General features: G+C 57.5%; 22 protein-coding genes. 14 read left to right on the forward strand and 8 right to left on the reverse strand.

All coding sequences use genetic code 11. The annotated features are described in order from the left end of the window. Positions 1 to 28 precede the first annotated feature (28 nt). Positions 29 to 1228, reverse strand: a complete 1200-nt coding sequence (tyrS, locus tag PMI22_RS06325) for a tyrosine--tRNA ligase (RefSeq protein WP_007947965.1) — start codon at positions 1226 to 1228, stop codon at positions 29 to 31. Between the two features lie 213 nt (positions 1229 to 1441). On the opposite strand from tyrS, the gene PMI22_RS06320 reads away from it, so the two are divergent. Next, on the forward strand, positions 1442 to 2854 hold the full coding sequence (locus PMI22_RS06320) for a peptidoglycan DD-metalloendopeptidase family protein (protein WP_007947967.1): 1413 nt from the start codon (positions 1442 to 1444) through the stop codon (positions 2852 to 2854). 3 nt (positions 2855 to 2857) lie between these two features. Continuing rightward, entirely contained in the window at positions 2858 to 3949 is a 1092-nt protein-coding gene (locus tag PMI22_RS06315) for an anhydro-N-acetylmuramic acid kinase (protein WP_007947968.1), read from the forward strand. A gap of 69 nt (positions 3950 to 4018) precedes the next feature. On the opposite strand, the gene erpA is transcribed toward PMI22_RS06315, so the two are convergent. Further along, on the reverse strand, positions 4019 to 4369 hold the full coding sequence (erpA, locus tag PMI22_RS06310; protein ID WP_007947969.1) for an iron-sulfur cluster insertion protein ErpA: 351 nt from the start codon (positions 4367 to 4369) through the stop codon (positions 4019 to 4021). Between the two features lie 155 nt (positions 4370 to 4524). After that, positions 4525 to 5559, reverse strand: coding sequence for an N-acetyl-gamma-glutamyl-phosphate reductase (gene argC / locus PMI22_RS06305; RefSeq protein ID WP_007947970.1), 1035 nt, complete (start codon positions 5557 to 5559; stop codon positions 4525 to 4527). 135 nt (positions 5560 to 5694) lie between these two features. Between argC and hemJ the strand changes: the two genes are divergently transcribed. From hemJ to coq7, 6 genes are all read left to right on the forward strand, one after another. Next, positions 5695 to 6123, forward strand: coding sequence for a protoporphyrinogen oxidase HemJ (gene hemJ, locus PMI22_RS06300; RefSeq protein ID WP_007947971.1), 429 nt, complete (start codon positions 5695 to 5697; stop codon positions 6121 to 6123). Positions 6124 to 6156: 33 nt separating this feature from the next. Then, on the forward strand, positions 6157 to 7125 hold the full coding sequence (locus PMI22_RS06295; RefSeq protein ID WP_007947972.1) for an NAD(P)H-dependent flavin oxidoreductase: 969 nt from the start codon (positions 6157 to 6159) through the stop codon (positions 7123 to 7125). A 97-nt stretch (positions 7126 to 7222) separates the two neighbouring features. Then, on the forward strand, positions 7223 to 8200 hold the full coding sequence (locus tag PMI22_RS06290) for a DUF805 domain-containing protein (protein ID WP_007947973.1): 978 nt from the start codon (positions 7223 to 7225) through the stop codon (positions 8198 to 8200). Positions 8201 to 8261: 61 nt separating this feature from the next. Continuing rightward, a complete protein-coding gene (locus PMI22_RS06285) occupies positions 8262 to 9050 on the forward strand; it encodes an SDR family NAD(P)-dependent oxidoreductase (protein WP_033049586.1) in 789 nt (262 codons plus the stop codon). Between the two features lie 81 nt (positions 9051 to 9131). After that, positions 9132 to 9470, forward strand: a complete 339-nt coding sequence (locus PMI22_RS06280; protein WP_007947975.1) for a histidine triad nucleotide-binding protein — start codon at positions 9132 to 9134, stop codon at positions 9468 to 9470. Between the two features lie 108 nt (positions 9471 to 9578). Next, entirely contained in the window at positions 9579 to 10226 is a 648-nt protein-coding gene (gene coq7, locus PMI22_RS06275) for a 2-polyprenyl-3-methyl-6-methoxy-1,4-benzoquinone monooxygenase (RefSeq protein WP_007947976.1), read from the forward strand. A gap of 57 nt (positions 10227 to 10283) precedes the next feature. Here coq7 and PMI22_RS06270 read toward each other — a convergent pair whose 3' ends face one another. Next, positions 10284 to 10706, reverse strand: coding sequence for an OsmC family protein (locus tag PMI22_RS06270; RefSeq protein ID WP_007941657.1), 423 nt, complete (start codon positions 10704 to 10706; stop codon positions 10284 to 10286). Positions 10707 to 10942: 236 nt separating this feature from the next. Here PMI22_RS06270 and crp point away from each other — a divergent pair, with 236 nt between their 5' ends. Then, on the forward strand, positions 10943 to 11587 hold the full coding sequence (gene crp / locus PMI22_RS06265; protein WP_007947977.1) for a cAMP-activated global transcriptional regulator CRP: 645 nt from the start codon (positions 10943 to 10945) through the stop codon (positions 11585 to 11587). On the opposite strand, the gene PMI22_RS06260 is transcribed toward crp, so the two are convergent. The 4 genes from PMI22_RS06260 to PMI22_RS06245 form a co-directional block, all read right to left on the reverse strand. Then, entirely contained in the window at positions 11584 to 12285 is a 702-nt protein-coding gene (locus PMI22_RS06260) for a lipoate--protein ligase family protein (protein WP_007947978.1), read from the reverse strand. The two genes, crp and PMI22_RS06260, sit on opposite strands and share 4 nt — an antisense overlap. Before the next feature lie 145 nt (positions 12286 to 12430). Beyond that, positions 12431 to 13261 (reverse strand): indole-3-glycerol phosphate synthase TrpC, encoded by an 831-nt coding sequence (gene trpC, locus PMI22_RS06255; RefSeq protein ID WP_007947979.1) that lies wholly within the window; start codon positions 13259 to 13261, stop codon positions 12431 to 12433. Further along, positions 13258 to 14307 (reverse strand): anthranilate phosphoribosyltransferase, encoded by a 1050-nt coding sequence (trpD, locus tag PMI22_RS06250; protein ID WP_007947980.1) that lies wholly within the window; start codon positions 14305 to 14307, stop codon positions 13258 to 13260. The genes trpC and trpD overlap by 4 nt, the downstream gene beginning before the upstream one ends. Positions 14308 to 14316: 9 nt before the next feature. Continuing rightward, positions 14317 to 14910, reverse strand: coding sequence for an aminodeoxychorismate/anthranilate synthase component II (locus tag PMI22_RS06245; RefSeq protein ID WP_007947981.1), 594 nt, complete (start codon positions 14908 to 14910; stop codon positions 14317 to 14319). Positions 14911 to 15720: 810 nt separating this feature from the next. Here PMI22_RS06245 and PMI22_RS06240 point away from each other — a divergent pair. The 5 genes from PMI22_RS06240 (at position 15721) to PMI22_RS06220 (ending at position 19736) form a co-directional block, all read left to right on the forward strand. Then, on the forward strand, positions 15721 to 16050 hold the full coding sequence (locus tag PMI22_RS06240; RefSeq protein ID WP_007947983.1) for a hypothetical protein: 330 nt from the start codon (positions 15721 to 15723) through the stop codon (positions 16048 to 16050). Positions 16051 to 16120: 70 nt separating this feature from the next. Continuing rightward, positions 16121 to 17089, forward strand: a complete 969-nt coding sequence (locus tag PMI22_RS06235; RefSeq protein WP_007947984.1) for a DUF932 domain-containing protein — start codon at positions 16121 to 16123, stop codon at positions 17087 to 17089. Between the two features lie 81 nt (positions 17090 to 17170). Continuing rightward, complete coding sequence (locus PMI22_RS06230; protein ID WP_007947985.1) at positions 17171 to 18175, forward strand: YqaJ viral recombinase family nuclease; 1005 nt, start codon at positions 17171 to 17173, stop codon at positions 18173 to 18175. Positions 18176 to 18281: 106 nt separating this feature from the next. Next, the gene (locus PMI22_RS06225; protein ID WP_007947986.1) at positions 18282 to 19202 is read left to right on the forward strand and encodes a recombination directionality factor; all 921 of its coding nucleotides are present in this window, start codon (positions 18282 to 18284) and stop codon (positions 19200 to 19202) included. A 36-nt stretch (positions 19203 to 19238) separates the two neighbouring features. Continuing rightward, positions 19239 to 19736: a JAB domain-containing protein gene (locus tag PMI22_RS06220; RefSeq protein ID WP_007947987.1), complete on the forward strand. Its 498-nt coding sequence runs from the start codon at positions 19239 to 19241 to the stop codon at positions 19734 to 19736. Positions 19737 to 19900: the final 164 nt, after the last annotated feature.

A 19900-nucleotide genomic window follows, 5' to 3' on the forward strand; every position in this document is an offset into this window, starting at 1 on the left:
AATCTGCCGTCAAGCATTGATTGCAGCTTTACTCGGATTTCAATGTAATACGCGCAAATGACTTCTTACCGGCCTGGCAAACGTGCGTCGCACCCAGTACGTATATAAAGGTGCGATCGACCACTTCACCATCTATACGTACGCCGCCAGAGTTCAGCAGGTCACGCGCCACTGCCGAATTCTTCACCAGCCCGGCCTTATTAAGAACAGCCGCAATCGGCATATCTTCGGCAGCAGTCAATTCGATTTCCGGCAGATCATCTGGCAGCTCGCCTTCTTTCATACGATTACCCGCCCCGCGGTGAGCACTGGCCGCAGCCTCCTCGCCATGGAAACGCGCAACGATCTCTTCTGCCAGTTTGATTTTGATGTCACGCGGGTTTGCACCAGCCTCGACATCCGCACGGAATGCATCGATCTCATCCATGGAGAGAAAGCTGAGCAGTTCGAAGTAGCGCCACATCAACGCATCCGGAATGGAAACCAGCTTGCTGTACATGACACCCGGTGCTTCCTGGATACCGACGTAGTTGCCCAAGGACTTGGACATCTTCTTCACCCCATCCAGGCCTTCGAGCAACGGCATGGTCAGAATGCACTGCGGCTCTTGGCCGTACCCGCGCTGCAGCTCGCGCCCCATTAACAGGTTGAACTTCTGATCGGTACCGCCCAACTCAACATCCGCGCGCAACGCCACCGAGTCGTAACCCTGCACCAGCGGATAGAGGAACTCGTGAATAGCGATTGGCTGATTGGTGGTGTAGCGCTTGTCGAAGTCGTCGCGCTCGAGCATGCGAGCAACCGTGTACTGGGAAGTCAGGCGAATGAAGTCTGCCGGCGCCATCTGGTCCATCCAGGTGGAGTTGAACGCAACTTCGGTTTTTGCCGGATCAAGAATCTTGAAGACTTGAGTCTTGTAGGTCTCGGCATTCTCGAGAACCTGCTCACGGGTGAGCGGCGGACGAGTTGCACTCTTGCCACTCGGGTCACCGATCATCCCGGTGAAGTCCCCTATCAGGAAGATCACTTGATGCCCCAGCTCCTGGAACTGACGCAGCTTATTAATAAGCACGGTGTGACCCAGGTGCAAATCCGGCGCGGTCGGATCGAAGCCAGCCTTAATACGTAGCGGTTGGCCACGCTTGAGCTTCTCGATCAGCTCGGACTCAACCAACAGTTCTTCCGCACCACGTTTAATCAGCGCTAGCTGCTCTTCAACCGACTTCATAACAGACCCGCAAGGCTCGAATTCAAAGGGGACCAACCATACAAGATCACGCGTCAAATACAAAGTTTGGCCGGCGCAATGACGCCAATCCGCTGGCAGAGTGTCCGCGGACTTGCTTCAGAGATGATTTGGTTATATTTTATACAGTTATTTCATCTTCATCATGTCATTCATCTTTTCCAATTCATCTTTTTCAAAGTCAAAAAATCACTTATGACCAAAGAATCGTCTAAAGCGCCGCCGCTTTACCCGAAGACCCACCTCCTCGCAGCAAGTGGCATCGCCGCCCTGCTGAGCCTGGCGCTTCTGGTATTCCCTTCCAGCGATGTTGAAGCCAAAAGGACAACCCTGAGTCTTGAACTTGAAAGCCCTGCCGAACAATTGTCACAAGACCAAGACGCTGCTGACGCCGCTCAAGCCACAAATGAGCCTGTAGTCACCCCTTTCGCGCAAATCGAAAACAGCACCGAAGAACCGCAGGAGACCGCTCAAGCCGAGCCGGTGGTCGAAGAAAAGAAGCCTTCAAGCCACAGGGAAGTGATCGTTTCCAAAGGCGATACGCTGTCCACGCTGTTTGAAAAAGTCGGCCTCCCGGCCACATCGGTGCATGAAATTCTGGCCAGCGACAAACAAGCCAAACAGTTCAGCCAGCTTAAACGCGGCCAGAAGCTCGAATTCGAACTAAACCCCGAAGGCCAACTGACCAACCTGCACAGCAAGCTCAACGACCTCGAAAGCATTACCCTGACCAAGAATGACAAGGGTTATGTGTTCAACCGCGTCACCGCCAAACCTACCGTGCGCTCAGCCTATGTTCATGGCGTGATCAACAGTTCGCTATCGCAATCCGCCGCTCGCGCCGGGCTCTCCCACAGCCAGGCCATGGACATGGCCAGCGTGTTTGGCTACGACGTCGACTTCGCCCAGGATATTCGCCAGGGTGACGAGTTCGATGTGATCTACGAGCAGAAAGTCGTCAACGGCAAGGCTGTCGGCAACGGGCCGATACTCTCCGCGCGGTTCACCAACCGCGGCAAGACCTATACCGCCGTGCGTTATACCAACAAGCAAGGCAACGCCAGTTACTACACCGCTGAAGGCAACAGCATGCGTAAAGCATTCATCCGCACGCCGGTTGACTTTGCCCGCATCAGTTCGAAATTCTCCATGGGGCGCAAGCACCCAATCCTGAACAAGATCCGCGCCCACAAAGGCGTCGACTACGCAGCACCACGGGGCACACCGATCAAGGCTGCGGGTGACGGAAAAGTATTGCTGGCCGGTCGCCGCGGTGGCTACGGCAATACCGTAATCATCCAGCACGGCGCCACCTACACCACGCTGTATGGCCACATGCAAGGCTTCGCCAAAGGCGTAAAGACCGGCGGCTCTGTGAAACAAGGCCAGGTGATCGGTTATATCGGCACCACCGGGCTCTCCACCGGTCCGCATCTGCACTACGAGTTCCAGGTCAATGGCGTGCACGTCGACCCACTAGGCCAGAAGGTGGCGATGGCTGATCCAATTTCCAAAGCCGAGCGCGCACGCTTCCTTGCGCAGAGCCAACCGCTGATGGCACGCATGGATCAAGAGAAATCCACCCTGCTGGCTTCGAGCAAGCGCTAAGCCATGACGCTCTATATAGGTGTGATGTCCGGAACCAGTCTCGATGGCCTGGACATCGCGCTGGTCGAGCTCTCCCCGGCGATCAAGTTGATTGCCACGCACTACATTCCCATGCCCGAATCCCTACGCAATGAGCTGCTTGGCTTGTGCGCCAGCGGCCCGGACGAGATTGCCCGCTCAGCCATCGCCCAACAAAACTGGGTAAAACTGGCCGCCCAGGGCATTCATACCTTGCTTAAACAACAAAACCTGAAGCCCGAAGACGTTCGCGCGATTGGCAGCCACGGCCAGACCATTCGCCACGAGCCGGCGCGCGGTTTCACGGTGCAGATCGGCAACCCAGCCCTGCTGACCGAGTTGACCGGCATTACCGTAGTCAGCGATTTCCGCAGCCGTGATGTAGCGGCTGGCGGGCAAGGTGCGCCACTGGTTCCAGCCTTCCACGAAGCCTTGTTTGATGAGCGCGCCGGTCATCGCGCGGTCTTGAACGTTGGTGGGTTCAGCAATCTCAGCCTGATCGAACCCGGCAAACCCGTTGCGGGTTTCGACTGCGGTCCGGGTAATGTGCTGCTGGATGCCTGGATCCATCAACAGCGCGGCGACAACTTTGACCGCGACGGCCAATGGGCTGCCAGCGGCAATGTCCAACAGGTATTGCTGAATGAACTACTGAGTGATCCCTTCTTCGTGACCAAAGGCCCCAAAAGCACCGGCCGCGAAGTGTTTAACCTGCCATGGCTGACACAGCACCTCGCGAAACTACCGGCCTTCGCTGCCGAAGACGTGCAATCGACCCTGCTTGAACTCACCGCGCTGACCATCGTCGAGTCACTGCAACACGCTCAATCGGACACTCAGGAATTGCTGGTCTGTGGCGGTGGCGCACACAACGTTACGCTGATGAAGCGCTTGGCCGAGTTGCTGCCTAATGCGCAAATCAGCAGCACCGCCACGCATGGTGTGGACCCCGACTGGGTTGAAGCCATGGCGTTCGCCTGGCTGGCCCATTGCTGTCTCGAAGGCATCGCTGCCAATCGCCCCAGCGTCACCGGCGCCCGCGGCCTGCGCGTACTTGGCGCTATCTACCCCGCGTAAACATCAGACAGCAAAACGCCGCACAACCCAAAAGGTTCTGCGGCGTTTTGCATTGCGCTGAAAATGCGATCAGATCGAGAACGAAGAGCCGCAACCACAGGTTGTGCTGGCGTTCGGGTTCTTGATCACGAAGCGCGAACCTTCCAGACCTTCCTGATAATCCACCTCGGCACCTGCCAGGTACTGGAAACTCATCGGATCCACGACCAGGCTCACGCCTTCGCGCTCGACGATGGTGTCGTCATCGGCCACTTCTTCATCGAAGGTAAAGCCATACTGAAAACCTGAACAACCGCCGCCCGTAACGAATACGCGCAGCTTCAAGCGATCATTCCCCTCTTCATCGACCAGGCTCTTCACCTTGTGCGCGGCACCGTGGGTGAATTGCAAAGCCGTGGGGGTGAAGGATTCGACGCTCATGCTGACTATCTCCCGGCGTTACGCCGCCATAATGCGTGATGACGCGCATTATCCGCTTGTCCTAGAAAATCGGTCAACTATTTGAGGAGCAGCTGCAAGCTTCAAGTTGTTAGCTTCAAGCTTGCGGCTTACAACTTGAAGCTTGTAGCTGCTCTTTAAGGCAACATACCCGCGTGGGACAAGCCCAAGCGCTCATCCAGACCAAACAGGATGTTCATGTTCTGCACCGCCTGACCCGACGCCCCTTTGACCAGGTTGTCGATCACCGACAACACCACCACCAGATCTCCATCTTGCGGGCGATGCACGGCGATACGGCACACGTTGGCACCGCGCACGCTACGTGTTTCCGGATGGCTGCCGGTGGGCATTACATCGACGAACGGTTCGTTGGCATAACGCTTTTCAAAGAGTGCCTGCAGATCGACCGAGCGATCCACGACGGTCGCGTAAAGCGTCGAGTGAATGCCACGGATCATTGGTGTCAGGTGCGGAACGAAGGTCAAACCGACATCCTTGCCCGCGGCGCGACGCAGCCCCTGGCGGATTTCCGGCAAGTGACGGTGACCCTTGACCGAGTAGGCTTTCATGCTTTCCGACGTCTCGGAGTACAGCGATCCTACAGAGGCGCCACGCCCGGCACCGCTGACGCCGGATTTGCAGTCAGCGATCAAACGAGTGGTGTCGGCCAGGCCGGCTTCGAGCAAAGGCAGGAAACCCAATTGTGTAGCGGTCGGGTAGCAACCCGGAACGGCGATCAGGCGAGCATCCTTGATTTGCTCGCGATTGACTTCCGGCAAGCCGTAGACCGCTTCTTCCAGCAGTTCCGGCGCACCGTGCGGTTGACCGTACCACTTGGCCCACTCCGCGGCGTCTTGCAGACGGAAGTCAGCCGACAGGTCGATGACCTTGGTCCCGGCCGCCAACAGTTCGCCGGCCAGCGCATGGGCAACACCGTGTGGGGTGGCGAAGAACACCACATCACAGGCGCCCAGCGTCTTGATGTCCGGAACACTAAAGGCCAGGCCGTCGTAATGGCCTCGCAGGTTCGGGTACATGTCGGCAACGGCCAGGCCCGCCTCGGATCGGGAAGTGATCACTACCACTTCAGCTTGCGGATGCTGTGCCAACAGACGCAGCAGTTCGACACCGGTGTAACCCGTGCCGCCGACGATACCGACCTTGACCATAAAACTGCCCTCAACGAACCCACTGGAAAGCCGTCGATAATAGGGTGCGTATCGTTCTGCGACAACCGGCAAGGTGACGTGCGGACGCTCAAGCCTCTACTATCCGGACTACCGTGAACCTGGGAATAACCAAAAATGCTTTATCTGTGGCTCAAAGCGCTTCACATCGTCAGCATGGTCTGCTGGTTTGCCGGCCTGTTCTACCTGCCGCGCCTGTTCGTTTATCACGCGCAAAGTGAAGACACCGTCAGCAAGGAACGCTTCAGTATCATGGAGCGCAAGCTGTACCGCGGCATCATGGGCCCGGCGATGATCGCCACCCTGATTTTCGGCATCGCGCTGATCGGCCTCAACCCGAGCATCTTCAGTCAGGGTGGATGGATTCACGCCAAACTGACGCTGGTTGTGATCCTGATTGGCTACCACCACATGTGCGGCGCACAGGTGAAGCGTTTTGCCCGTGGCGAAAACACCCGCAGCCATGTCTTTTATCGCTGGTTCAATGAAGTCCCGGTTCTGATATTGCTGGCTATCGTAATTCTGGTCGTGGTTCGGCCGTTCTAACGTCAATAAGCACAACTCACCGGGGTACCTCCAATGTCGCTGCCCGCACTGCTCGAACAACGTTTGCGTCTGCCCGTGGTGGCTGCGCCAATGTTCCTGATTTCCAATCCGCAATTGGTGCTCGCCTGCTGCCGTAATGGCGTGGTCGGCAGTTTCCCCGCGTTGAACCAGCGCGAGAGCAGCGGCTTCAAGGCTTGGCTGGAAGAGATCGAAGCAGGCTTGGCAACACTGGAGAATCCGGCGCCTTATGCGGTCAACCTGATCGTCCACAACAGCAATCCGCGCCTGCAAGCGGACCTGGAGATCTGCATCGAGCACAAAGTGCCGATTGTGATCACAAGCCTGGGGGCCGTGAAAGAAGTGGTCGACGCCGTGCATAGCTATGGCGGCCTGGTGTTCCACGACGTGACGACTCGCCGTCATGCGGAAAAAGCCGCCGAGGCCGGTGTGGATGGCTTGATTGCAGTGGCCGCGGGCGCCGGTGGGCACGCCGGTACCTGGAGCCCGTTCTCGCTGATCGCAGAAATTCGTCAGTTCTTCGACAAAACCCTGCTGCTTGCCGGCTGCCTGAACCATGGCCATGAGATTCTTGCCGCGCAACTACTCGGTGCGGATTTGGCCTACTTCGGAACGCGATTTATCGGCACCACTGAAAGTCATGCGCCTGACGCCTACAAAGAGATGTTGCTGACTTCCCGGGCGGCGGACATTGTCCATACGCCGGCGGTGTCCGGCGTACCGGCAAGTTTCATGCGTCAAAGCCTGGAAGCCGCCGGTTTCGATATGGCAGCCCTGCAAAACAAGGCTGAGGTCAACTTCGGTTCTAAACTCAAACCGATCAGCGATGAAGCCAAGGCTTGGAAAACCGTGTGGTCTGCGGGCCAGGGCGTCGGGGAAATCGATGATTTGCCGAGTGTCGATCAATTGCTCGCCCGTCTGGACGCGGAATATCGAAAGGCACTGGAACTGGCGGCACAGTTGCCAAAACGCTGGCCGCGCTGAGATAAAAGTTTTGGCCAGCCCCTTCCGGCTGGCCCTACACTCCATCCATGCCCGCAAGATTTTCTAATTCAATCACTCGCGACAAGGATGCCTCGCAATGAGCGAAAACCGTTTCAAGATCGTATTCGACGGCGCTCTGCTGCCCGGTGTTGAGCTGACTACTGCCAAACAGAATCTCGCCGCGCTGTACAAAAGCAAAGTCGCTGCGGTCGAACGGCTGTTCTCGGGCAAGACTGTCACGCTCAAGCAAGGTCTGTCACAAGTCGAGGCGCAATCCTACCTTCAGGCACTGACGAAAACCGGCATCAATGCGCGGATCGAAAGCGAATCGCCCATGGAGCTGAGCTTGACCGACGCTCAGGAACACCTTCCCGCCAAGGCTCAACCGGTCTTCCACGACCCGGTGTCCCCTTACGCTCCGCCGCAGGCCAGCGTCGGTGAAAACCTGCCCGCGTTCTCCACACTCAAACCGTTCAGCGTCGAAGGGCGTATCGGCCGTTTGCGTTATCTGGCGTGGACGATGGTCCTGACCCTTGTGATGCTGGGTGTCGGATCGGCACTCGCCGTTTTCGCCGTTGCCCTGATCAGCGCAGACTCGAGTGCCGGTCTGATTGTCGGTGGACTGGTGGCGCTGATCCTGTTCATCGGGATCGTGGTGGTCAGCATTCAGATCAGCGTGCAGCGCTTGCACGACATCGGCTGGTCCGGATGGCTTTGGCTATTGAACTTCGTCCCGTTCGTGGGCAGCCTCTTTCCGTTCGTGATCATGGTCATCCCCGGCTCCAACATCGCCAATCGCTACGGCCCGCCGCCACCGCCAAACAGCACCGCCGTCAAAGTCCTGTCTTCGTTGTGGGTGGTGTTTATCGCCATCGTCTTCGTGGCGGCGCTGTCCGGCGGTTTTACTGTGATTCAGCAAGAGTATGAAAGCGCTACTGAAAGCAGCTATGACAGCGGCTCGGTGACGAATGACGAGATGGACGTCGAGCCGGCCGAAGTCATCGATACCGCACCGGATTCTGCAGACGATGAAGCCGAAGAAGCCCCGTCCCCTGTAGACTCTGCGAAAGAATAAACAGCGCTCCCCGCCCGTGACACCTGCGTCGCGGCGCGGAGCTGTTGCGATGGAGAACTGCATGACCCGTTACACTCTGATCACCGGCGCTTCCAGCGGCATCGGCCTGGCGATGGCCGAAGCGCTGGCCCGGCGCGGCCGCAGCCTTATTCTGGTGGCCCGACAGCGTGATCAGCTGGAAAGTATTGCGATTGAACTGACTCAACGTTTTGGCGTGGAGGTGCTTTTCCGTGCCTGTGACCTCGGCGAGCCGCTGCGGCTGTCGGGGTTTCTGCTGGAACTGGAGGAAGGTGACCGTCAGATTGATCTGCTGGTGAACTGCGCTGGAATAGGCACCTGCGGTCCCTTTCTCGCTCAAGACTGGATGACCGAGCAGGACCTGATCGAAGTGAACATTCTGGCACTCACCCGACTCTGCCATGCCATTGGAAACAGCATGGCGTTGCAGGGTGGCGGGCAAATCCTCAATGTAGCCTCGGTCGCCGCATTTATTCCCGGCCCGTGGATGAGCACTTACTACGCGAGCAAAGCGTATGTGCTGCATTTTTCCGAAGGTTTGCGTGTCGAGTTGAAGAAATGTGCAGTCAAGGTCTCGGTGCTCTGCCCCGGCCCGACGCGCACCGGTTTTTTTCGCACCGCGCAGTTGGACACAAGCAAACTGGCCGACAGCAAAATGCTGATGAGCCCCGAAGAAGTGGCGCTGTATACCGTGCGGGCCCTGGAGAAAAATCGCGCGATCATTATTCCGGGCCGAAGCAACCGTTGGCGGGCCTTTCTGCCGCGGTTCGGTTCTCGCTGGTTAAACCGGACAATCGCGGGCATGGTCAACAAGGTTTACTGCCCGCGCTAAATGCGTCCTGCGGTAAAACGCTGGGCGCGGGCATCCCCCATGAGTACACTCACGCCAGCCAAAACAACGGAGAAAACAGCTGTGGATACTCTGTTCACCAAGATCATCAACCGGGAAATCCCGGCGAAGATCATTTACGAGGACGACCAGGTACTGGCCTTCCACGATATCGCCCCACAGGCACCCGTGCATTTTCTGGTGATCCCGAAGAAACCCGTGCGCACCCTCAACGACCTTACCGAGGAAGACAAGGCGCTGGCCGGGCATATTCTGTTCACCGCGCAGCGTCTGGCGCTGGAACTGGGTTGCGAAAAAGGCTTCCGCGTTGTCATGAACTGTAATGAGGAAGGTGGGCAGACTGTCTATCACATTCATATGCACGTGCTCGGTCAGCGCCAGATGCATTGGCCACCGGGCTGATTGCACATTGCACCAAGGGAGTGGCCAGCCACTCCCCCATGACCCAGCTCAAACCTTCCCCGGCCGATTGGGTTAAACTGGCCGCCGAGATTTTTCCCGGAGGTCAGCATGACTACCCAACGTCACTACTCGCCGATTGACCGTCTTCTGCTGCAAGCCGACGCCGCCATGCGCACCCTGCTGCCTTCCAGCGGCCAGCCCTACCGTCCGTCGCCGGCCATCGTCCAGCCCGATGCGACATTGAGCGATGAGGACACCCGGCACGTTGCCGGCCTGATGCGCATCAACCATACCGGCGAAGTCTGTGCTCAAGCGCTGTATCAAGGGCAAGCCCTGACCGCCAGGCTCCCGCATGTACGTGCGGCCATGGAGCATGCTGCCGAAGAAGAAATCGACCATCTGGTCTGGTGCGAGCAACGCATTCATCAGTTGGGCAGTCACACCAGCATTCTCAATCCGCTGTTTTATGGCATGTCGTTCGGGATTGGCGCGGTGGCCGGGCTGATCAGCGACAAAGTCAGCCTGGGGTTTGTTGCCGCCACCGAACATCAAGTGTGCAAGCACTTGAATGAACACCTTGAGCAATTGCCGGTCGAGGACGAAAAGTCCCGGGCGATTCTTGAGCAGATGCGTATTGATGAAGAACAGCACGCGGAAAGTGCGCTGGATGCCGGAGGGTTCCGTTTTCCGGCGCCGGTGAAGTTCGGGATGAGTCTGTTGGCCAAGGTGATGACCAAGAGTACTTATCGGATCTGACCGTTGAGCAATAAAAAAGGCGACTGCCGTGAGGGAGTCGCCTTTTTTGTGCCTGGCTCAACCGAGTTCGATGATCTCGTAATCGTGGGTGATCGCCACGCCTGCCGCACCCAGCATGATCGAGGCCGAGCAGTACTTCTCTGCCGACAACTCGATGGCCCGTTTGACCTGGGCTTCTTTCAGCCCACGGCCCTTGACCACGAAGTGCATGTGAATTTTGGTGAAGACTTTAGGGTCCTCGGTCGCACGCTCGGCTTCGAGGAAGGCTTCGCAGCTTTCGACAGCCTGACGGGACTTCTTGAGGATGCTGACCACGTCGAAATTACTGCAACCGCCAACACCGAGCAGGAGCATTTCCATCGGCCTGACACCCAGGTTGCGACCGCCGGCATCGGGCGGACCGTCCATGACCACTACGTGACCGCTGCCGGATTCACCGAGGAACATGGCTTCGCCAGCCCATTGGATGCGTGCCTTCATCGCCAAGACTCCACTGTCTAAAAAAGGGTCGCCAGCTTAGCACAGGGGCCTTGATCGACAGCGTCTGACCTTCCTAAGACGCAAGTGTCTACGTCGTAGGTAAATTCTCAAATCTTCAAGGAAGTGTCTGTTAAGCTGGCGCCAATCCACTGGCGCATGGCCAGCTTTGCATTGACCGTTGTCGGCGACTCATCAGAAAACCAATACACACCGCGAAGTCTTTTCGGGATACAACCATGGTTGCTATTACCCCAGTACCCAAAATCAAAAACCTCGACAAGCTGTTGATGCATTGCCAGCGCCGTCGCTATGCGGCCAAGAGCAACATTATTTGCGCGGGCGATCGCTCGGAAACACTGTTCTTCATTATCAAAGGCTCGGTCACGATCCTGATCGAGGATGACGACGGTCGCGAAATGATCATCTCCTACCTGAACGCCGGGGATTTTTTCGGGGAGTTGGGCCTGTTCGAACAGGCCGGCCAGGAACAGGCACGCAGCGCCTGGGTGCGCGCGAAGATCGAATGCGAGGTCGCGGAAATCAGCTACGCGAAATTCCGTGAACTGTCCCTGCAGGATCCAGACATTCTTTACGTCCTCAGCGGACAAATCGCACAGCGTCTGCGCAACACCACACGCAAGGTCGGTGATCTGGCGTTCTTCGACGTGACAGGTCGCGTTGCCCGTTGCCTGCTGGAACTGTGCAAGCAGCCGGACGCGATGACCCACCCGGACGGCATGCAGATCAAAGTGACCCGTCAGGAAATCGGCCGGATTGTCGGCTGCTCGCGTGAAATGGTCGGTCGCGTGCTCAAGGATCTCGAAGAACGCAACCTGGTGGACGTCAAAGGCAAGACCATGGTGGTCTTCGGTACGCGCTAAGCGTGGAACATGTCTGCCAGCAACTGGCGATAAAGCGTATCGAGCCGCCCGAGGGCATCGGGCGCGGCGAACTTCTCATGCAGGGCGATGTGGCTTTCGGCGCGAACGCGCTGTTCCAGACCGCAGGCTTCATTGAAGCGATTGACCGCCGCGACCATCGAATCGCGCTCGTTATCCAGCAACAACGCACCGTGAACCAACCCGACCGGACGCGTACCGCCCTTGCTTTGGCGCCAGCGCTGAGCGGTGCCGACCATCTTGCGGCCGTCCAGGTTGACGTTGAAACGGCCATCGCAGAATGCGCCCTCGATTTCGCCGAGGGACGACACACCGCCGAGCTCATCCAGCAACTGGCAGATCGGATCACAGAGTCGGCGATAGGCTGTTTCGATACGGTTCTGGTCGCCTTCAGTACGCGGCGGTGCGTAGACCAGTGCGATGTTGATGGTTGATGCCGATTGCGGCACCGGTTCGCCGCCGGTTTCACGCAACAGCACAGGCCAACCGGCAGCGGCTGAGACTTCGCAGGCAGCGTCGAAACCGGGTAGGCGGTTCAAGCGGCGCGGCATCACCAAGGCACGATCGCTTGGCTGCCAAAACAGCAGACCGAACTCTGAGTCGCCGGCACAGACCGACGCCAACAGATCCTGTTCGGCTTGCAGGCCGGCTTCGACATTCAAAGAGACGATTGGGGTCATAAGGTATTCCGTTGGACATGAAGTCTGTGGTGTTTCTTATGCCGCCATCGCGAGCAGGCTCGCTCCCACATTGGATCTCCGGTGTCAGTAGATCTCCTGTGGGAGCGAGCCTGCTCGCGATGGGGTCGACTCGGTCTGGAAGAAATCAGTCGAGTGTAGAACCACTTACCGCGCGCTCAGGAAAGAACAGACGCTGCAATTCAGTCCCCGGGCTTTCGGCACGCATGAACGCTTCGCCAACCAGGAACGCATAAACGTCGCTGATTTCCATCAGCTCGACATCGGCACGGTTGAGGATGCCACTCTCGGTAATCACCAGGCGATCACGAGGGATACGCGGCAACAGGTCGAGCGTGGTTTCCAGGCTGACGTCGAAGGTGTGCAGGTTGCGGTTGTTGATGCCGACCAGCGGGGTGTCGAGGGTTTTCAAGGCCCGCTCCAGCTCGTCACCGTCGTGAACTTCCACCAGCACATCGAGGCCGACACTTTTTGCCACGGCCGCCAGTTCGGCCATTTTCACGTCATCCAGCGCGGAAACGATCAACAACACGCAATCGGCGCCCAGTGCCCGTGCTTCGACGATCTGGTAAGGATCGATCATGAAGTCCTTGCGGATCACTGGCAGTTTGCACGCAGCCCGGGCCTGTTGCAGATAGGCATCGGCACCCTGGAAGTAATCGATATCGGTCAGCACCGACAAACACGTCGCGCCGCCCTTCTCGTAGCTTTTGGCGATGTCGGCGGGAACAAAGTTCTCGCGGATCACGCCCTTGCTCGGCGAGGCTTTCTTGATTTCGGCAATCACCGCCGGCTGCTTGAGCTTGGCTTGCGCCAACAACGCCCGGGCAAAACCACGGGGTGCATCGGCCGCCTTGGCCAGACTTTCCAGCTCGGCCAGGCTCACACGAGCGCTACGCTCGGCGACTTCCTGGACCTTGCGCGCCAGAATGTTTTCCAGAACCGTCGGTACACTCATCCTTCATTCTCCACTTTGAATACCGCGGTAAATGCACCCAACTCCTCCAGTTTCTCCCGAGCGAGGCCTGTGTGCAGCGCATCGTGCGCCAGGGCAACGCCTTCTTTCAAACTGGTTGCATGGTCGGCGGCGTACAGCGCGGCACCGGCATTGAGCATGATCATCTCGGCGGCTTTCTGACCGCTTTCGGTTTTGCGTTTGCCCAAGGCATCGCGTATCAGCTCCAGCGAGGCTGCCGGGCTTTCGACTGCCAGCCCGTGCAGGCTCTGGCTCTTCATGCCCAGGTCTTCCGGCTCGACCCAATATTCGATGATCTGGTCGTTCTTCAATTCCGCCACGAAGGTCGGCGCCGCCAGACTGAATTCGTCCAGGCCATCCTTCGAGTGCACCACCAGCACGTGCTTGCTGCCCAGTCGCTGCAAGACCTCGGCCAACGGCCGGCACAGCGCCTGGTTGAACACGCCGACTACCTGATGCTTCACACCGGCCGGGTTCGTAAGCGGGCCGAGCATGTTGAACAGGGTACGCAGGCCAAGGTCCTTGCGCGGACCGGCGGCGTATTTCATCGCACGGTGGTGAGTCTGGGCGAACATGAAACCGATGCCGACATTGTCGATGCAACGTGCCACCTGAACCGGCGTCAGGTTGAGGTAGATGCCCGCCGCCTCCAGCAAATCGGCGCTGCCGCTTTTGCCCGAAACCGCACGGTTACCGTGTTTGGCCACGGTGCAGCCGGCCGCCGCGACCACGAAAGACGAAGCGGTCGACACGTTAAAAATATTGGCACCGTCACCGCCGGTCCCGACCACATCGACCACGCCGTCGAGGGTCTTGAGTTCGACCTTGTCCGCCAGCTCGCGCATGACCGACACGGCGCCGACGATTTCGTCGATGCTTTCGCTCTTCATGCGCATGGCCATCATGAACGCGCCGATCTGCGCATCCGAGCATTGGCCAGTCATGATTTCGCGCATCACATCACGCATTTCATCGGTGCTGAGGTCGAGGTGATCGACGATACGGCCCAGGGCTGTCTTGATATTCATGAAAAGTCCTTAGCGCGTGCCGCCGGTTTGTTTGAGGAAGTTAGCGAACAGTTCGTGGCCCTGCTCGGTGAGGATCGATTCAGGGTGGAACTGCACGCCTTCGATGTTCAGTGTCTTGTGGCGCAAGCCCATGATCTCGTCGACCGAACCGTCTTCAAGCTGGGTCCAGGCAGTGAGCTCCAGGCAATCAGGCAGGGTTTCACGCTTGACGATCAGCGAATGATAGCGCGTCACCGTCAGCGGGCGATTCAGGCCTTCGAATACGCCCTTGTCCTCGTGGAATACCGGGCTAGTCTTTCCGTGCATCACTTGACGGGCGCGAACCACATCACCGCCAAACGCCTGGCCGATGGACTGGTGGCCGAGGCAGACGCCAAGAATCGGCAGTTTGCCGGCGAAATGCTTGATCGCTTCAATCGAGATCCCGGCTTCGGTCGGGGTGCAAGGACCGGGGGACACCACGATGCGCTCCGGGTTGAGGGCTTCGATTTGAGCGATGGTCAGTTCATCGTTGCGCACGACTTTGACCTGGGAGCCGAGCTCACCAAGGTATTGCACAACGTTGTAGGTAAAGGAGTCGTAGTTATCGATCATCAGCAACATATAAGACCTAACTCATTGATCTAATTGGAAATATTAAATGGAATAGATTGCAAATACCCCCTTTTGTACCCCCATTTGTATCAATGAGCACGGAGTATGGGCACCAGCTGAAAAGTTGATCATTTTGACCGTTTTCACTCAGCAGTTAAACCTTTATGCAACGGTGGCACGGCCAAGCGCGCCCAAGCACCTTCACAGCCATGTCTCAAACACATCGCCACGCTACCAGGATCAGGCCCGTGAAAACTCATCGTCACGGGCCACAACGGCCATAAGTGACGACTCCGCCCTGGCGCATCCTTCATAGATGAGAGCCCCGCCACATCACTCGACAGCCTAAACCGTCGCAAACCGTTTGCAGGTACTCCAATTCAAGCTGGTTACTCATTGCAGCGGGGGGTCGCCCGTCTATGGAGTGGCTCTCGACCTTCTCCACTGCCACCGAAACACCTTCAGTTAGCGCCATCCAACACAGAAGGAACGGCCTACCGAACCTGGAGCCCCCCTCCCCCAGACGCTCCGCGCGGATGGAGCTCACCTGACCGAAAGGCGTTGTACAAATATGGCTCTCTCTAAAAAACACGCGATAAATATTTACTACTAACACGATAAACCTAGATATTTACACGCTTAAAACATCTTAATTATGCGATTTTATCGATTAAAAATACGTAAGCCATTGATTTATATAGAGCTAAAATCGTTAAAGCTTCGGATTGAAGTTTTTTTCAGACCTATATCACCCGTATGAACGCTCAACGACGAGCGAATCATTTAGCCCTTACGCGTGAAATAGAGAGGAATCCCTGTATGTACACTCCATGCCCAAGCTGCAACTCTGGACGAGTCGTCACTAAAAATATCGGTAAACAAACGGGTGGTTTGATTGGAGCAGCAGGCGGTGCGGCCAATGGAGCCGCCGGTGCCCTGTCGGGTGCGGAAGTCGGTGCGGTGCTGGGCGTGGTCGGCGGGCCGGTCGGGATCGCCATTGGCAGTATTGCTGGGGCTCTTCTCGGTGGACTGTTTGGCGGAGTGGCTGGCGGGATAGCCGGGGCCACGATTGGCGAACAAATGGATGACAAGGTGCTGAACAACTACCAGTGCCTGGAGTGCGGTTACAGCTTCAGCGTCAACCGTTAAGTCGTTGTGAACAGGCGTCGTTTGTTGATGAAACGACGCTCTTTCCACTCATCCGTCAGGAATCATTCCCATGGCTCATCTCGTTGAACAAATGGCTTACGTTGGCGCAACTCCCTGGCATGGCCTGGGCAGTCGCCTCTCCCCCAAACAGCCGCTCGAAGTCTGGCAGCGCGAAGCGGGTATGGACTGGCAGATTAAAGAAAGCCATGTTCACTTCAAGGCCGACAGCATCGGCCCACTGGGCACCATCCACTCGTTCCCGGAACAAAAAGTGCTATACCGCTCCGATACCAAGGCACCGCTCTCCGTCGTGTCCAACCGCTACCAAATCGTACAACCGCGCGAGGTATTGGAGTTCTATCGAGATCTGACCGAGGTTTCCGGATACGAGCTGGAAACGGCCGGGGTACTGAAAGGCGGACGCAAGTTCTGGGCCCTGGCCCGTACTGGCCAAACTACTGCTTTGAAAGGCAACGATCAGGTCAATGGTTATCTGCTGCTGGCCACTTCCTGTGACGGCACCTTGGCCACCACGGCGACCCCCACCACGGTGCGGGTCGTCTGCAACAACACGTTGACCATTGCCTTGGACGGTACGACCAAGGCGATCAAAGTGCCGCACAACACCCGCTTTGATCCGCAAGTGGTGAAGAAACAGTTAGGTATCGCCGTCTCGCAATGGGACGAGTTCATGCACCGCATGCGAATGCTGTCTGAACGCAAGGTTCAATGGCATGAGGCCTTGGGGTTTTTCATGAACGTATTGTGTGATGCCAGCCCCAACAGTCCACTACCAGCAGTACTTCCTAACGAGCGGGCGCTGCGCAAGGTACAGAGTCTGTATGAAGGTCAGGGGCGTGGCGCCACACTGGTGTCTGCCCAAGGAACCGCGTGGGGCTTGCTCAATGCAGTGACCGAGTACGTTGATCACGAGCGTCGCGCCCGAAGTACTGAATACCGCATGGACTCGGCCTGGTTTGGCCAAGGTGCTGTGATCAAACAACGTGCTCTGCAAGCCGCGCTGCAACTCGCCGCCTAGCTCCACTCACTTACTCAACTATTAAAGCGCCTGGTTAGCTTCTGCTGGCCGGGCGTTTTTTATGCCGCACAGGAAAACATCATGAGCACGCAAACTCTGCAACAACCCAGTAGCAAACCCCGTCCTGCCCTACGCCTGGTGGGCACCAAACAACTGCCGCGCGAGGACTGGTTGACCGTGCGTAAACAAGGTATCGGCAGCTCGGATGCAGCCGCCGCCGTAGGACTCAATCCTTACAAATCCCAACTGGAGCTGTGGCTGGAGAAAACTGGCCGTGATACCTCACTGCCCAAGCTCGATCCGCAGGATGAAGAGAGCCCGGCTTACTGGGGCAACATCCTGGAGCCGATTGTCGCAACACATTACACCCGGCGCAGTGGTCATCGGGTCCGCCGAGTCAATGCGGTGCTGCAACATCCTGATCCTAAACTGCCCTGGATGCTGGCCAACATCGATCGCGAGGTGATCGGTGCGCCAGAGGTGCAGATCCTCGAATGCAAAACTGCCGGTATCAATGGCTCTCGCCTCTGGAAAGAGGGTGTACCCGAGTATGTGCAGCTGCAAGTCATGCACCAGCTCGCCGTCACCGGTAAGCAGGCCGCTGATGTGGCGGTACTGCTCGGTGGTCAGCACCTGGAAATCCATCGCATTGAGCGCGACGAGTCACTGATTGCTCGGCTGATCGACTTGGAGCGGCTGTTCTGGGATTACGTCGTCAGTGATACCCCGCCGCCGGCAGATGGTTCTGCCTCGGCGGAGCAGGCGTTGCGCTGTCTGTATCCGCAGGACAGTGGGCAAAGCCTGGACTTCAGCCAGGACACTCTGCTCTGTACGACCTTTACCGAACTGCAGATCGTGCGCGAGTCGATTGCTCTGCAGGAGAAGCAGGAAGCTCAGCTCAAGCAAACGTTGCAACAGGCCATGGGCGATGCCAGTCGGGCGACCTTCGCAACTGGCTGCATCACTTGGAAGAAAGCCAAAGACAGCGTGGCCCTGGACATCCCCCGTCTGCTGAAAGAAAAGCCCCATCTGCAAGTGCGCTACTTGACCACCAAAACAGGCAGTCGGCGTTTTCTGCTGACTTGAACGCTCGTTCGCTTCTCCCTTATTCCCATGCCCTTTCTCTCCAACGCCACCCTGGTCGCTCGCGCGGTCTCGGTGGCGTTTTTATTTCAAATACAGGAGAACTCCCATGCTCAAAGGTTTAGCCATCACGCCCCCGATTTTGGGCCGAATTTCCATAGGCAAGGTCGTCGAGAAAAACGGCAAACGTCTGCCGGAGAAAGATGATCAGTTCACCATTACTTCGCAGGTACAGAGCCGCGACGGCTGGCTGCTGCATCCCCTTAACGAAGAGCTGCGCAATGGCCAGGACGGCAAGCTGCGCAGTATTCCGATCCGGCTGCTGTTCAACGAACCTGACCTCAGCTTTCGGGCTGACTACAGCCTGTTTGACCGTAACACTGGCCGGCCGCTGTGCGTCGGCAACGGTGAGACCTGCAAGCGTTTGACCAAGGACGGCATCCAGTCATTGCCCTGCCCTTCACCGGATGGCTGTTCACTGGCTCAAGGCAATGCCTGCAAGCCTTACGGCCGGCTGAACGTGGTGATTGGCGATGACGATCCGCTGGGCAGCTTTGTCTTCCGTACCACCGGTTTTAACAGCATTCGCACTCTGGCGGCACGCCTGCACTACTTGCAAGCCATCTCTGGCAATCGCTTGGCCTGTCTGCCGCTGGAGTTGCGTCTGCGTGGTAAATCCACCCGCCAGAGCCATGGCACGCCGATCTTCTACGTGGACATCACGGTACGCAGTGGTCTGAGCCTAGAAGACGCCTTGCTGGAAGCCAAGCAGCAGGAGGAAACCCGGCAAGCCGCGGGCTTTGACCAGAGCGCCTTGGATCACGCGGCCCGGCAGGGTTTTAACAATGGGGCCTTTGAAGACAGCGAGGAGGACACCGGTGCCATCGTCGAGGAGTTCTTCCCCGCTGTTGAAGATCAGCCCAGCACGATAGCGCCCCAAGCCCAACTGGCAGTGCCTGCCAAACCCTCACTCGCCCAAAAGCTGGAGTCGCAAGCCACGCGGCACAGCAGCAGGCCACAGACCCAGTAACGCCCTTCTCCCCCCCATTCGTACAGGAATACCGTCATGAAATATCACAAACTCCGGGCTGGAGAGGCATCCGGCACCTACGTAATGGAATCCCCCGTCACCGAAGCCGACATCCTGCAGATGGCTCAACAACTGGCAATGAGTCGTCTGTCTAAAGGCCGGGCATTGACTGAGCCCAATCAGGTCTTCAGCCACCTGCAAACCCTACTGCAGTACCACGAGTACGAAGTCTTTGCTTTGCTATTGCTCGATTCCAAGCACCGGGTGATTGGTTTCAGGGAGCTATTTAGAGGCATGCTGGATGGAGCCAGCGTGTATCCACGGGAAGTAGTCAAGATCGACCTGGAGCACAACGCTGCGGTCATAATTTTGGTTCACCATCATCCCTCCGGCGACCCGGAGCCCAGCCAAGCCGATCGCACACTGACCACCCCCCTCAAGAACGCTCTGAACATGGTCGGCACCCGACTATTGGATCATGTCGTGGTGGGCTATGAAGGTTGCGTATCGTTGGCCGAACGAGGATATTTGTAAAAGGATGGCTAACTGCCTCTATGGTTGCCTTTGGCTGAGTCCAAAGGCCGCCACCGAGGCGGCTGACGAGGCACTTTATTTTTTTACGTTAAGTCCGGCTAACGACTGGATACCCATATGTATTTTGGCAATGAGTAACGAGATGGCTTCAATCAGCCAGAAGC

The sequence above is a fragment of the Pseudomonas sp. GM21 genome (assembly GCF_000282215.1).
Lineage (GTDB): Bacteria > Pseudomonadota > Gammaproteobacteria > Pseudomonadales > Pseudomonadaceae > Aquipseudomonas.